Here is a 14,059-nt window from a genome sequence, read left to right on the forward strand (position 1 = left end):
GGACGCCCTACGTCTTCTCCCGCCCGGCCGACCCCGGCAGCCCCTTCGAAAAACGACCGCGGGTGCCCGTACGCCGCGTCGGATGACGCTCGCGTACGGACACCCGCGTACGGCCCGCACAGGGGGACCAGCGGCCTGGAGGCCGTCAGCCCACGACGGTCCAGGTGTCGTTGCCGGCCAGCAGGTTGGCGAGGTCGCCCTTGCCCTTCTGCTCGACGGCGGCGTCGAGCTGGTCGGACATCAGGGTGTCGTAGACCGGCCGTTCGACGTTGCGCAGCACACCGATGGGGGTGTGGTGGAGGGTGTCGGGGTCGGCGAGGCGGGAGAGGGCGAAGGCGGTGGTCGGTGAGGGGCTGTGCGCGTCGTGCACCAGCACACCGTCGGCGCCCTCCGCCCGGACGTCGATGACCCTGAGGTCGCCGGTGGCCGGGTCGCGGACCACGCCCTTGGAGCCGAGGCCGTCCTCGGCCGGGGTGCCGAAGCGGATGGGCTTGCCGTGCTCCAGTCGGATGACGGCTTCCTCGGCCTTCTCCTTGTCCTTGAGGACCTCGAAGGCGCCGTCGTTGAAGATGTTGCAGTTCTGGTAGATCTCCACCAGCGCCGTGCCGGGGTGGGCGGCGGCCTCGCGCAGCACCGAGGTGAGGTGCTTGCGGTCGGAGTCGACCGTACGGGCCACGAACGACGCCTCGGCGCCGATGGCCAGCGAGACGGGGTTGAACGGCGCGTCCAGCGAGCCCATCGGCGTCGACTTGGTGATCTTGCCGACCTCGGAGGTGGGGCTGTACTGGCCCTTGGTCAGACCGTAGATCCGGTTGTTGAAGAGCAGGATCTTGAGGTTGACGTTGCGGCGCAGGGCGTGGATGAGGTGGTTGCCGCCGATGGAGAGCGCGTCGCCGTCGCCGGTGACGACCCAGACGGACAGGTCGCGCCGGGAGGTGGCCAGACCGGTGGCGATGGCCGGGGCGCGGCCGTGGATGGAGTGCATCCCGTAGGTGTTCATGTAGTACGGGAAGCGGGAGGAGCAGCCGATACCGGAGACGAAGACGACGTTCTCCTTCGCCAGGCCGAGCTCGGGCATGAAGCCCTGTACGGCGGCGAGGACGGCGTAGTCACCGCAACCGGGGCACCAGCGCACTTCCTGATCGGACTTGAAGTCCTTCATGGACTGCTTGGCCTCGGCCTTGGGCACCAGGGAGAGCGCCTCGATCTGCGAGGGCCGCTCCGAGATCGTCTCAGTCATTGATGGCCTCCTTAAAGACCTCCGCGAGCTGCTCGGCCTTGAACGGCATTCCGCTGACCTGGGTGTGCGAGCGCGCGTCCACCAGGTACTTGGCGCGCAGCAGCGTGGCGAGCTGCCCGAGGTTCATCTCCGGCACGACCACCTTGTCGTAACGCTTCAGGACGGCGCCGAGATTCCGCGGGAAGGGGTTGAGGTGGCGCAGATGCGCCTGGGCGATCCGCTCGCCCGATCCCCGGACCCGGCGGACCGCGGCGGTGATCGGCCCGTACGTCGAACCCCAGCCCAGGACAAGGGTGTCGGCGCCCGCGCCGGACTCGTCGGCGGGGTCGTCGACCTCGATGTCCGGGACGTCGATGCCGTCGATCTTCGCCTGGCGGGTGCGCACCATGAAGTCGTGGTTGGCGGGGTCGTAGGAGATGTTGCCGGTGCCGTCCTGCTTCTCGATGCCGCCGATGCGGTGTTCGAGGCCCGGCGTGCCCGGGACGGCCCAGGGGCGGGCCAGGGTCCGCTCATCGCGCTTGTAGGGCCAGAACGCCTCGGTGCCGTCGGCCAGCTGGTGGTTCGGGGCGGTGGCGAACTGGACGCGCAGATCGGGGAGTTCGGCGACCTCGGGAATCCGCCACGGCTCGGAGCCGTTGGCCAGATAGCCGTCGGACAGCAGGAAGACGGGGGTGCGGTAGGTCAGCGCGATACGGGTCGCTTCCAGTGCCGCGTCGAAGCAGTCGGCCGGGGTCCGCGGCGCCACGATCGGCACCGGCGCCTCGCCGTTGCGCCCGTACATCGCCTGGAGCAGATCGGCCTGCTCGGTCTTGGTAGGCAGGCCCGTCGAGGGACCGCCACGCTGGATGTCCACGATCAGCAGCGGCAGTTCCAGGCTGACCGCGAGTCCGATCGTCTCCGACTTCAGCGCCACACCGGGACCGGACGTGGTCGTCACGGCCAGCGAGCCGCCGAACGCCGCGCCCAGCGCCGCCCCGATCCCGGCGATCTCGTCCTCCGCCTGGAACGTGCGCACGCCGAAGTTCTTGTGCTTGGACAGCTCGTGCAGGATGTCGGAGGCCGGGGTGATCGGGTACGAGCCCAGGTAGACCGGCAGCTCCGCCTGCCGCCCGGCGGCGACCAGTCCGTAAGACAGCGCCAGATTGCCGGAGATGTTCCGGTACGTCCCGGTCGGGAACGCCTTCGTCGCGGGGGCGACCTCGTAGGAGACCGCGAAGTCCTCCGTGGTCTCGCCGAAGTTCCAGCCGGCCCGGAAGGCCGTGACGTTCGCCTCGGCGATCTGCGGCTTCTTCGCGAACTTCGACCGCAGGAACTTCTCGGTGCCCTCGGTCGGCCGGTGGTACATCCACGACAGCAGACCCAGCGCGAACATGTTCTTGCTGCGCTCGGCCTCCTTTCGCGACAGCCCGAACTCCTTGAGCGCCTCGATCGTCAGCGTCGTCAGCGGCACCGGGTGGACGTTGTACGCCTCCAGTGAGCCGTCCTCCAGCGGGCTGGTCGCGTAGCCGACCTTCGCCATCGGGCGCTTGGTGAACTCATCGGTGTTGATGATGATCTCCGCGCCGCGCGGCACATCGGCCAGGTTCGCCTTGAGCGCGGCCGGGTTCATCGCCACCAGGACGTTGGGCGCGTCACCGGGCGTGAGGATGTCGTGGTCGGCGAAGTGCAGCTGGAAGCTGGAGACGCCGGGGAGGGTGCCGGCGGGGGCACGGATCTCGGCGGGGAAGTTCGGCAGCGTCGACAGGTCATTGCCGAACGACGCCGTCTCGGAGGTGAACCGGTCGCCCGTGAGCTGCATACCGTCACCGGAGTCACCCGCGAACCGGATGATGACCCGGTCCAGGCGTCGGACTTCTTTGCCTTGGCCGCCGTCACCGGTATGGCGCTGTTCCCCGACGAGCGCTGCGTCGGCCTGCTCGGCTGGGCTACTGACCTGGCTGGTCACTGCTTCAGACCTCCCTAGAGGCGTGCGGCGGCCCTACGGAGGCAGGGCTCGGGACGTGTCGCACCGACCGGTTGTCCCCGATCCATCGTACGTGGGTAAGGGGGGCCTTCCCTGGGGCGGCCATATGGTGGACGGCGGCTTGAGATATTGATCTGGACCGTTTTGTCACGAAATTCGCTCCCCCGTCGGCTCGTCTTCGCGGCGCTCCGGCCTCCGTCATTGGTTCTACGACCAAAGCCCTGGGTCTCGGCGGATGCGGCCCCGGTCCGCATGCCTGACCGGGTGTCAGCCGGTCAGGAGCCGAGCGGTCAGGAGTTGAGGTAGGTGAGCACCGCGAGCACCCGGCGGTGATCCCCGTCACTCTGCGACAGGCCCAGTTTCAGGAAGATGTTGCTGACGTGCTTCTCGACCGCACCATCGCTGACCACCAGCTGCCGGGCGACCGCGGAGTTCGTCCGGCCCTCGGCCATCAGTCCCAGCACCTCCCGCTCCCGGGGCGTCAGGTTGGCCAGCACATCCTGCTTCCGGCTGCGGCCGAGCAGCTGCGCCACGACCTCGGGGTCCAGCGCGGTGCCGCCCTGGGCGACCCGGACCACGGCGTCCACGAACTCCCGGACCTCGGCCACCCGGTCCTTGAGGAGGTAGCCGATGCCCCGGCTCGAATTGGCCAGCAGCTCCGTCGCGTACTGCTCCTCGACGTACTGCGAGAGCACCAGCACACCCAGGCCCGGGTGGTCCCGGCGCAGCCGGATCGCGGCCCGCACCCCCTCGTCGGTGTGGGTCGGCGGCATCCGCACGTCGGCTACCACCACGTCCGGCAGCGCACCCTCGTCCGCCAGCTCCCCGATCACCTTGATCAGGGCTTCGGCGTCGCCCACACCCGCCACGACATCGTGCCCCCGGTCGGTCAGCAACCGGGTCAGGCCCTCCCGGAGAAGCACCGAGTCCTCGGCGATGACCACCCGCACTTTGTCCTCCACGATTCGAAATCCCCACGCTTTGTCGATCCCCACCCTGTCACCCCCAGCATCCCAGCATCTGGACAGGGATGCTGCGGGCCGACGGGATTCGGGGTGGGCGGACGCGGTTCCGGTGGGTGGGGAAGACGCGGGGGGACGGACAGGGGGTGAGACGAGGCGGGGCGGCCCGGGGCCGCCGGCCCCCAGGCGCAGAGCCTGGAGGCCGGCGGCCCCGGGCCACGAACCCTCCGGGGAGTCCAGGCCCCGAGGTTCTGGCCGGGTGTGCCTAGCCGCGCCAGGGCAGCTCGGCGGATATCGCGGTCGGGCCGCCGACCGGGGAGTCCACGACCAGCAGGCCGTCGACCGAGTCGAGCCGCTCGGAGAGGCCGGCCAGCCCGCTGCCCGTCGCCGTGTTCGCGCCGCCCCGGCCGTCGTCCGTCACCAGCACCATGATCCGGTCCGCGGTGTGCCAGACGTCCACCGTCGCGCTGGTGGCCTGGGCGTGCTTCGAGATGTTCTGCAGCAGCTCGGAGACGGTGAAGTACGCGATGCCCTCGATCGCCGCGGCCGGCCGGTGGCCCAGGTCCACGGTCACCTTCACGGGCACCGTGCACCGCGCGGCGAGCGCCGACAGCGCCGGGCCGAGCCCCCGGTCGGTCAGGATCGCCGGGTGGATACCGCGGGCCAGATCGCGCAGCTCCTGGAGCGCGACCTTCACCTCGCCGTGCGCCTCGTCCACCATCTTCGCGGCCGCCGCGGGGTCCTCCGTCAGCTTCTCCTTGGCCAGGCCCAGGTCCATGGCGAGGGCGACGAGCCGGGCCTGTGCGCCATCGTGCAGATCACGCTCGATCCGGCGCAGATCGGCCGCCGCGGTGTCGACCACCACTCCGCGGTCCGATTCCAGCTCCGAGACCCGGGTGGCGAGGGAGGAGGGGCCCAGCAGCCCGTGGATCATGAGGCGGTCCACCGACGTCAGCCCGCGGATCACCCACGGTCCGGCCAGCGTGAGCAGCAGCCCGAAGCCGCTGACGAACGCCATCCCCGTCGAACCGTCGACATAGACGCCGTTGCCGGTGCCGTCGCCCCACAGCTGGATGCCCGGCTGGCCGAGGTAGGCGGGGAAGGTCCACTGCCACAGCGGGTATGCCAGCAGCGCCCAGCCCACGGTCCAGAAGACCACCGAGAAGACGAAGGAGAAGAGCGCCCACGGGAAGTGCAGCAGGCCGTAGAGGAGGTGGCGCCAGGAGGCGCCGCTCTTCAGCACGGCTCCGACCCACCCCATCAGGCCCGGCTTGGAGGGGCGGATCGGCTCCGGGGCGGCCACGTCCAGATCCAGCAGCGCCCGAGCGCGCCCCCGCTCCAGGGCGCCCAGGGCCCGGCTGCCGGACAGCCCGGCCGCCAGCACCGGGATGCCCAGGAACGTGATCAGGAGACCGGCGCCGAGCGACATCACCACTATCGCGTACGCGAACATCACGACGGACATCGGGAGGTTGAGGATGAGGTGGAGGAACTCCCGCCAGGTGCGCCCGGAGAAGGGGGCGCGCAGCCCCACCGGCACGCGGGAGGCGCGGGGCTGTGGTGCGTATCCGGTATCCATCGTCTCTTCGTCCGTTCTGCCGTCTCCGGCGCCACTTCCTGCTGTTGATGTCGCAGTTCTCGCACGACCGTCGTGCCGGCCCTTTCGCCGCTACGTCCAGAATCCGCGACGGACGCCGTCCGCACCATGAGGGTCTTCGCAGTCTTCACCTGGGGTTTTCCCCACCCCCGGTCTGGGGGTTGAGCGTATTTGCCCAGGTCCGGGGTGATATCGGCGGTGTACGGGGACATGCCGAAGGGCCGGCACCGGGCCAGCACCCGTCCGGCCCGTGCGCTCGGCCCGCCGCTCAGCCGCTCAGCGGCTCAGCCGATCAGTCGTTCAGCCGCGCACCGCCCGGCCCGTGGCCTCGTTCAGCGTCCGTGCCCGCCACGGCAGTTCGGCCGTCACCAGCGTCGGCCCGCCGACCGGCGAATCGAGTACGAACAGTCCGTCCACCGACCCCAGCCGCTCGGCGAGCCCGGACATACCGGTGCCGCCGTCCAGCCGCGCCCCGCCCCGTCCGTCGTCCCGCACCTGGATCATCAGCCGGTCCTCGGCCCGCCACACCTCGACCGTCGCCTGCCGTGCCGCACTGTGCTTCGAGATGTTCTGCAGCAGCTCGGAGACGGTGAAATAGGCGATGCCCTCGATGGCGGGGGCGGGCCGCTCGGCCAGGTCCACGGCGGCCCTGACCGGTACCGTGCAGCGTCCGGCCAGCGAGGTCAGCGCGGGCCCCAGCCCCCGGTCGGTCAGGATCGCCGGATGGATGCCGCGGGCCAGGTCGCGCAGCTCCTGGAGCGCCAGCTTCACCTCGCCGTGCGCCTCGTCCACCATCGCCGCCGCCGCGTCCGGGTCCTCCAGCAGCTTCTCCTTCGCCAGGCCGAGCCCCATGGCGAGCGCGACGAGCCGGGCCTGCGCACCGTCGTGCAGATCGCGCTCGATGCGCCGCAGATCGGCCGCCGCGGTGTCGGTGACCGTCACGCGGTCCGACTCCAGCTCGGCGATCCGCCGCTCCAGTTCGTCGGACGGCGAGAGCAGCCCGCGCACCATCGCCCGGTCCACGTTCGACAGCCAGCGTGCCACCCACGGCAGCGCCGGCCACCCCACGAAGAACAGGACGAGCGTGAGGGCGAAGGTGAGGATGGCCCACGGCAGCCGGACGAACGAGTACAGGGCGTGCCGCCAGCCGACCGGGTCCTTCAGGCACGTCCACAGCCACGGGAAGAACCCCGGGTGCCGCGGCCGCACCGGGCTCGGCTCCGCCACCTGTATCCCGAGCAGCGCACGGGCCCGCGCCCGCTCCAGCCTCCCGAACCACCGGCACGCCGTCAGCCCCGACGCCAGCAGCGGCAGCCCGATCACCGTGACGGACAGCCCGATGCCCGCCACGAGCCACACCACCAGCACGCAGAAGGCGGCCACACCCACCGGGAAGTTGGACAGCAGGTAGGCCATTTCCCGCCAGGTGGAGGGACCGAGGGGCGCCCTGGGCGGCGGCAGGACGGTGCCGTCGACGGCGTCATCGGCAGTGCTGGTCCGGGAACTGTCTGTCATACCCCCAGCCTGCCTGCCCGCGGCCCGGCGTGCCATGGGGTACGTAGGGTAACGGGGGTGGGGTTTCCCCTACCCCCGCCGCCCCGCGTCGCCTCGGGCCGGTCGCTCCGCCGAACCGATGCGTGCGCGCAAGACCGGTTGGCCGGAGAGCGGCTGTAGGGGGAGGGGACGGCGGACCGTAGGGTGTGCGGCAGGGAAGCGGGGGAGGGGCGACCGCATGGTGAGCATGCGTACGGGGGCGGAACAGGCGGAACAGGGGGCCCCGCTCAGCCGGGTGACCCTGGTCGGTGAGCGGCGGCGGATCGATCTCGCGCTGCCCGCGCAGGAACCCATCGGCGTGCTGCTGCCCGAAATCGCGCGGCTGCTCGGCGACCGGCCGGACCCGGGGACGCCGTCGCGACGGCTGGTCACCGAGGCGGGCGCGGTGCTCTCGCCGGACGATTCGCTGGCGTCGGCGGAGGTGCCCGACGGCGCCGTGCTGCGGCTCGTACGGGAGACCGGGGGACCGGCGGCGCCGGACGCACCCGGCCCCGCCGACGAGGCCGCCGAAGATTTCGAGGTGCGCGGCTGGCGGTGGGGCGACCGCAGCCGGACCTGGACGGCCGGTGCGGCGAGCGTGCTGCTGGCGCTGATCGCCGGGGTGTCCGCGGGGAGTTGGTACGGGCCGGACCGCGCCGCCGGCTGGCTCGGCGCCGTCGCGGTGTGCGCCGCGGCGGCCGGAGTGGCCGCTGGGCGGCGCGGCCGTCGGGCGCCGGGTGCCGCGCTGCTCCTGTGGGGCGGCACGCTCGGGGTACTCGCCGCATGGCAGGCCACCACGGACGGCGCGGTACGGCCGGCGGCCGTCGGACTGACCGTCGCCGCCGCGCTCGCCCTGCTGGGACTCGGTACGGAACTGGGGCGCGGCGGCCTCATCGGGGCGGCGGTGGTCGCGCTCGGTGTGGGCGCCTGGGAAGCGGGGCTGGCGCTGACGAGCGTGCCGCGTACGGGAGTCGCGCTCGGTCTGGTATCGGTGCTGGTCCTGGGCTGGCTGCCCCGGCTGGCCCTGAGGGGGGCCGGCCTGACCCGGCTGGACGACCGGCGTTCCGGCGGCACACCGGTCAGCAGGCACCGGGTGGCCACCGCTCTGGGCGCGACCCACCGCGGACTCGCGCTCGCCACCGTCACCATGGCGGTCTCGGCGGGTACGGCGGGGGTCCTCGCCGCGGGGTCACAGGACGGCTGGTCGGTGGCGGCCGCGGTGCTGCTGTGCGTGGTGCTGTGCTCGCGGTCCCGCGCGTATCCGCTGGCGGTGGAGGTCATCGCGCTGCTGGCGGCCGGCACCGCGGTGGCGGTGTGCCTGGTGGTGCGGTGGGCGGCCGGTGCGGACAATCCGGCGGGGGCGCTGGCCGCGCTGTGCGTACTGGCGGTGCTGCCCCTGGTGGCGCTCATGGTGCGCGTACCGGAGCATGTCCGGGTCCGGCTGCGCCGGCTGACGAACCTCGTCGAGTCGGCCGGGGTGGTGGCGCTGATTCCGGTCGCGCTCGGGGCGTTCGGGGTCTACAGCCGGCTGCCGCACATGTTCTGAGCGATCTGAGCGTTCCGAACGGTCCGGGCCGGATGCCCGGAAGAGCGGTGGGGGCAGCGGCAGCGGCGGAGACGGCGGCAGGGGCAGAGGGGTCATGTCAGCAGACGGATGGAACGGATCGCAGGGGCCGTACGGGCCGGACGGGACGTACGCGCCACGCGAAGCGCATGGGTCGTACGGAGCGCACGGGCCCTACGGCGGTACGGACGGACCGGACGGTTCGTACGGCCCCGACGGGTCGCGCGAGCCGCATGGGCCGGACGGTCCGTACGGGCCGCGCGGGGCGGAAGGGCGGGGCGGGCCTGGCGGTCCGGTGGGGCGACCGGTACCGGTACGGGCCCCCGCGCCCACCCCTTCCTCCTCTCCCCTGGTCCGTGGGCCGGGCGCCGCTCCGACCCCCGTGTCCGTACCGTTGCTGCCGCCCGAGGCGGAGGCGTTGCGGGGCAAGCCGCGGCACGGGGAGAACGTCGTCCAGCGGGCGGGGCGGGTGGTGCGCCGGGCCATCGCGTCGTCACCGGCCGCCGAGACGGCCGCCGTGACGGAGGCCGCGTACGCCATTCAGCAGCCGGTGACCTCCGGGCGGCAGATATCCGTGTCGAGCATCCGCGGCGGCGCGGGCAAGTCCACCGTCGCCGCCCTGCTGGCCCTCACCTACGCGCACTACCGCTCCGACCCGGTGCTCGCCGTCGAGGCGGACCCGGCGCTCGGGACGCTGCCGCACCGGCTGGGCGCGCGGGAGGTGCGCTGGTCGGGCAGCGACCTGGCGCAGATCGTCGACCCGGCCATGCTGATCACGGATCTGACGGGGTATCTGCTGCCGTTCCCGGGCGGCGGCTGGCTGCTGCCCGGCAGCCAGGGCGCCATCGGCACCAGGCTGGACATCGAGACGTACCGGGTGGTGATGACCTCGCTGCGCCGGTACTTCGCCACCACCGTCGTGGACTGCGAGACGCTGCCCGCCGAGGTGGCGCGCACCGCGCTGGTGACGACGCAGGCGCGGGTGCTGGTCTCCCCGGCGACCCCGGAGGGCGTGGTGGCCACCCGCGCCGTCCTGGACTGGGTGGGCGGTGTGCACCCCGGCATCCTGCCGACGACGGTCGTGGTGGTCAGCCATGCCGCGCCCGATACGGGACTTGACCTCCGCAGGGCCGCCGAGCATCTGGGCATCGGCGGCGCGGTCGTGCTGCCGCTGCCGTACGACCGCCATCTCGCGGCGGGCGGCGCGATCCGTACCGATCTGCTCGGCGAGCGGACGCTCCAGGCCGCGGCGCGGATCGCGGCCGAGGTGATGAACCGCGCGGTCTCGCGCACCCCGGGCCGACGCCGCACCGGAGCGGGCGCACCGGTCGCCGCCCCCGGCGCACCCGCCCCCACGTCGTCCGGCGTACCCGCGTCCCCTGGCACCTCTACGACCCCTGGCGCCCCGACACCTCCCCCTGGCCCAATGCCCCCGACCGCCCGGCCGGTCCCCACCGCCCGGCCGGCTCCGGCAGCCCCGCCCGCCCCGGCAGCCCTGCCGGTCCCGTCGGTCCCCCCGGTCCCGTCAGCTCCGCCGGTCCTGCCGTCCCCGGCGGTCTCCACGGCCTACGGAAGCCCCTCGGGTCCCGGCATGCCCGCCCCCGGCCCGCCCCGGTGAACGTGCGGGTGACCGGGCCGGAAGAAGCGGGGACTTCCTGCCATCGGCGTGACGCGGCTGGTCAGGGTGGGCGGTGCAGGGCCTAGACTCCCGTGCGTACAGATCGTCGAAGTCGTTGAACAAGCGCAGTCAGGGAGCGAGGGGCGGACGTGCCGGACGCGACCGTACGCACCACCGTCGCCGCGGACTATTTCCAGAGTTATTCGGTCGTCGGGCTCATCGCCGTGATCGGTGTGCTCTTCGTCGCCGTGGCCTTCGGGGCCGGGCGGCTGCTGCGGCCCGTGGTGCCGACGCCCGAGAAGCTGCTCACGTACGAATGCGGCGTGGACCCCGTCGGCGAGGGCTGGGCACACACCCAGGTCCGCTACTACGTCTACGCCTTCCTCTACGTCATCTTCGCCGTCGACTCGATCTTCCTCTTTCCCTGGGCGACGGTCTTCGCCGCCCCCGGCTTCGGCGGCACGACGCTCGTGGAGATGTTCATCTTCCTCGGCTTCCTCACCGTCGGCCTGCTCTACGCATGGAAGAAGGGCGTCCTGGAATGGACGTGACCCCCGCCTCCGACGGCTCCGCCGGCGACGCCGAGTGCGCCGTCCCCGTCTACCTGCCGGAGCCGCGGCGCCTGGGCACACTGGCCCGTCTGGCCCCCGAGCCGATGAAGGTGGTCCTCAACTGGGGCCGCCGCTACAGCCTGTGGGTCTTCAACTTCGGTCTGGCCTGCTGCGCCATCGAGTTCATCGCCGCGTCCATGGCCCGCCACGACTTCATCCGGCTCGGCGTGATCCCGTTCGCGCCCGGTCCGCGCCAGGCCGACCTGATGATCGTCTCCGGCACGGTCACCGACAAGATGGCGCCCGCGATCAAGCGGCTCTACGAGCAGATGCCCGAGCCGAAGTACGTCATCTCCTTCGGGGCCTGCTCCAACTGCGGCGGCCCCTACTGGGACTCGTACTCCGTCACCAAGGGCGTCGACCAGATCATCCCGGTGGACGTGTACGTACCGGGCTGCCCGCCGCGGCCGGAGGCGCTGCTCCAGGGCATCCTCAAGCTCCAGGAGAAGATCGCGCGCGAGTCGCTGGGGGAGCGGTACGGGCACGGGGGCGGCGCCGCGCGGCCTTCGGCGGCGGCGCTGCGCAGCGGGCTGGTGGCGCCGCCGGCGCCGAAGCCGGGCGGTGGCACGACGCCGGGGGAGGGGCCCCGATGAGCGAGCAGCGGCCCGAGCCGGGGGAGCCGGCCGAGCCGGTCGCCGAGCCCGCCGCGGCGTCCGCCGCCGAGCCCGTTGCCGCCGAACCGGTCGTCGGCTGGCTGCCGCGGCCCGCGAGCGAGATCTTCGGCGCGGGGGCCACGGCGGAACTGGCCTACGACCTGCTGACGGTCGACGTCCCGGCCGACCGCTGGCTCACGGCGCTGACGGCCGCCCGCGACGACCTCGGCTGCACCTACTTCGACTGGCTGAGCGCCGTCGACGAGCCGGGCACCGGCTTCCGGATCTGCGCCCACCTCGCGGACGTGGCCCGCCCCGGCACCGTCCACCGCCTGCTCGTCCGTACGACCGTCCCGCACGACGCCGCGGTGCTGCCCACCGCCGTGGGGGTGTTCGCGGGCGCGGGCTGGCACGAGCGGGAGACCCACGAGATGTTCGGCGTCGACTTCACCGGACATCCGCACCTCGTACCGCTGCTGCTCCCCGACACGTTCGAGGGCCACCCGCTGCGCAAGGACTTCGTGCTGGCGGCGCGGGTCGCCAAGGCGTGGCCGGGCGCGAAGGAGCCGGGCGAGTCCGAGCACGGCGGGCCCAAGCGCCGCCAGATGCTGCCGCCCGGTGTCCCGGACCCGAACGAATGGGGCCCGCTGAAGGGCCAGCTGCCGCCCGCGCCCGCACGGCAGGCGCGGGGTGCGCGAGCGGCCGGCGCCGCCGCGGGCGAGCGTCCGGTCCGCCGTACACGGACGGCCGGCGAGGGATCGGCCGGCCAGCGGGCGGCGGGCCCGGAGACCGGTACGGGGCCGGGCGCGAGCACCGAAGCCACGGCGGCCCCGGAGTCCCGGACGGTCCCGGAGTCCCAGGCGGCCCCGGGGACCCAGGCGGCGGCCGGTGACTCGGGCGTGGCCGGACGTCCCGCGCGCCCCGAACGTCCCGCACGCCCGGCGCGTACGGACCGTCCCGCACGCCGTACGCGTTCCGCGAGCGAGGGTTCGGCCAGCCAGCAGCAGGTGGCACCGGCGGAGGGTACGCCGACCGAGACAGCCGCCCCGGACAAGGGCGCGGCGGCCGAGGAGGGTGCCCCGGCGGCCACCCCGCCCGCCTCCGACGCCCCCTGGCACCACGCGCGCCCGGCGTTCACCGAGCCGACGGCGCAGCCGGAGCCGGGAAAGCCGGAGCCGGAGACGGAAGAGCCGCAGCCGGAGCAGCCGGATCGGCAGCCGGACCAGCCGGACGAGCCGGCACAGGACCAGCCGCAGAACCAGCAGGACGGCCCCGGCGCCCACCCCACCCCCCATGACCAGGCAGGAGGCGACACCCCATGAGCGACACCCTCGCCATCGTGCTGCGCCTCCTCGCCGTCTTCGTCGTCTTTCTCGTCTTTCCGCTGGTCATCGGGCAGACCGAGCACAAGGTGATGGCCCATATGCAGGGCCGGCTCGGGCCCATGTACGCGGGTGGCTTCCACGGCTGGGCGCAGCTTGTCGCCGACGGTGTGAAGTTCGCGCAGAAGGAGGACATCGTCCCGGCCGGCGCCGACCGGCGGATCTTCCAGCTCGCGCCCGCCGTCGCCCTGCTGCCGTACCTCCTGGTCCTCGTCGCCATCCCGGTCGGCCCGCACAACGCCGTCGGACAGGCCCTCGACGCGGGCCTGTTCTTCGTCCTCGCCGTGATGGGCGTCGGCGTGCTCGGCTCGCTCATGGCGGGCTGGGCCTCCGCGAACAAGTTCTCGCTGCTCGGCGGGTTGCGGACGGCCGCGCAGCTGCTCGCGTACGAGCTGCCGATGCTGCTCGCCGCCGCGTCCGTCGCGATGGCGGCCGGCACGCTCTCGCTCCCCGGCATCCTCGACGCCTTCCACTGGTGGTGGGTGCCGTGGCAGCTCGTCGGCGGCCTGGTCTTCTTCACCGCGGGCCTCGCCGAGCTGCAACGCCCGCCGTTCGACATGCCGGTCGCCGACTCGGAGATCATCTTCGGCGCGTACACGGAGTACACCGGACTGCGGTTCGCGCTCTTCCTGCTCGCCGAGTACGCCGGGATCGTCGTGCTCGCCGCGCTGACCTCGGTGCTCTTCCTCGGCGGCTGGCACGGCCCGTTCGGCGCGGACGGTCTCGGCTGGCTCTGGACGCTGCTGAAGACCGCGGTCCTCGCGTTCGGTGTCATCTGGCTGCGGGTCACCTACCCCCGCCTCCGCGAGGACCAGCTGCAGAAGCTCGCCTGGACGGTCCTGATCCCGCTCGCTCTCGCCCAGATCGCCTTCACCGGCGTCGTCAAGGTGCTGATCTCCTGATGGCCACGTACCACGATCCGGCCGACGCGCCGGGCAAGCAGCCGGACGCCGCACCGGACGCGCGGCCGGCCGGAAAGCCGGGCAAGAAGGGCGG

11 protein-coding genes are annotated in these 14,059 nt (G+C 72.7%); 6 read left to right on the plus strand and 5 right to left on the minus strand.

Features of this window, described 5'->3' with window-relative positions; all coding sequences use genetic code 11:
* Window positions 1-145 precede the first annotated feature (145 nt).
* The 5 genes from IH09_RS12295 to IH09_RS12315 all read right to left on the minus strand — a co-directional run bounded on the left by IH09_RS12295 (window position 146) and on the right by IH09_RS12315 (window position 7,277).
* Window positions 146-1,240, minus strand: coding sequence for a 2-oxoacid:ferredoxin oxidoreductase subunit beta (locus tag IH09_RS12295; RefSeq protein WP_052856215.1), 1,095 nt, complete (start codon window positions 1,238-1,240; stop codon window positions 146-148).
* Window positions 1,233-3,185: a 2-oxoacid:acceptor oxidoreductase subunit alpha gene (locus IH09_RS12300; protein WP_052856216.1), complete on the minus strand. Its 1,953-nt coding sequence runs from the start codon at window positions 3,183-3,185 to the stop codon at window positions 1,233-1,235. The genes IH09_RS12295 and IH09_RS12300 overlap by 8 nt, the downstream gene beginning before the upstream one ends.
* 308 nt (window positions 3,186-3,493) lie before the next feature.
* Window positions 3,494-4,153, minus strand: a complete 660-nt coding sequence (locus IH09_RS12305) for a response regulator transcription factor (RefSeq protein WP_052856283.1) — start codon at window positions 4,151-4,153, stop codon at window positions 3,494-3,496.
* A 277-nt stretch (window positions 4,154-4,430) separates the two neighbouring features.
* Window positions 4,431-5,744: a sensor histidine kinase gene (locus IH09_RS12310; RefSeq protein WP_052856217.1), complete on the minus strand. Its 1,314-nt coding sequence runs from the start codon at window positions 5,742-5,744 to the stop codon at window positions 4,431-4,433.
* 318 nt (window positions 5,745-6,062) lie between these two features.
* Window positions 6,063-7,277 (minus strand): sensor histidine kinase, encoded by a 1,215-nt coding sequence (locus IH09_RS12315; RefSeq protein ID WP_052856218.1) that lies wholly within the window; start codon window positions 7,275-7,277, stop codon window positions 6,063-6,065.
* A gap of 217 nt (window positions 7,278-7,494) precedes the next feature.
* On the opposite strand from IH09_RS12315, the gene IH09_RS12320 reads away from it, so the two are divergent.
* From IH09_RS12320 to IH09_RS12345, 6 genes are all read left to right on the plus strand, one after another.
* Window positions 7,495-8,841, plus strand: a complete 1,347-nt coding sequence (locus IH09_RS12320; protein WP_052856219.1) for an EsaB/YukD family protein — start codon at window positions 7,495-7,497, stop codon at window positions 8,839-8,841.
* Between the two features lie 400 nt (window positions 8,842-9,241).
* A complete protein-coding gene (locus tag IH09_RS12325) occupies window positions 9,242-10,477 on the plus strand; it encodes a MinD/ParA family ATP-binding protein (RefSeq protein ID WP_318279441.1) in 1,236 nt (411 codons plus the stop codon).
* A gap of 149 nt (window positions 10,478-10,626) precedes the next feature.
* Complete coding sequence (locus IH09_RS12330) at window positions 10,627-11,028, plus strand: NADH-quinone oxidoreductase subunit A (RefSeq protein ID WP_052856220.1); 402 nt, start codon at window positions 10,627-10,629, stop codon at window positions 11,026-11,028.
* Complete coding sequence (locus tag IH09_RS12335) at window positions 11,019-11,681, plus strand: NADH-quinone oxidoreductase subunit B (protein WP_052856221.1); 663 nt, start codon at window positions 11,019-11,021, stop codon at window positions 11,679-11,681. The genes IH09_RS12330 and IH09_RS12335 overlap by 10 nt, the downstream gene beginning before the upstream one ends.
* Window positions 11,678-13,003 carry an NADH-quinone oxidoreductase subunit C gene (locus IH09_RS12340; RefSeq protein ID WP_110952243.1) on the plus strand — a complete coding sequence of 442 codons (1,326 nt, stop codon included), beginning with the start codon at window positions 11,678-11,680 and terminating at the stop codon, window positions 13,001-13,003. Before IH09_RS12335 ends, IH09_RS12340 begins: the two co-directional genes overlap by 4 nt.
* Window positions 13,000-13,965, plus strand: a complete 966-nt coding sequence (locus IH09_RS12345; RefSeq protein ID WP_052856222.1) for a complex I subunit 1/NuoH family protein — start codon at window positions 13,000-13,002, stop codon at window positions 13,963-13,965. Before IH09_RS12340 ends, IH09_RS12345 begins: the two co-directional genes overlap by 4 nt.
* Window positions 13,966-14,059: the final 94 nt, after the last annotated feature.

Source organism: Streptomyces celluloflavus (assembly GCA_000720995.1).
GTDB classification, from domain to species: Bacteria; Actinomycetota; Actinomycetes; order Streptomycetales; family Streptomycetaceae; genus Streptomyces; species Streptomyces celluloflavus.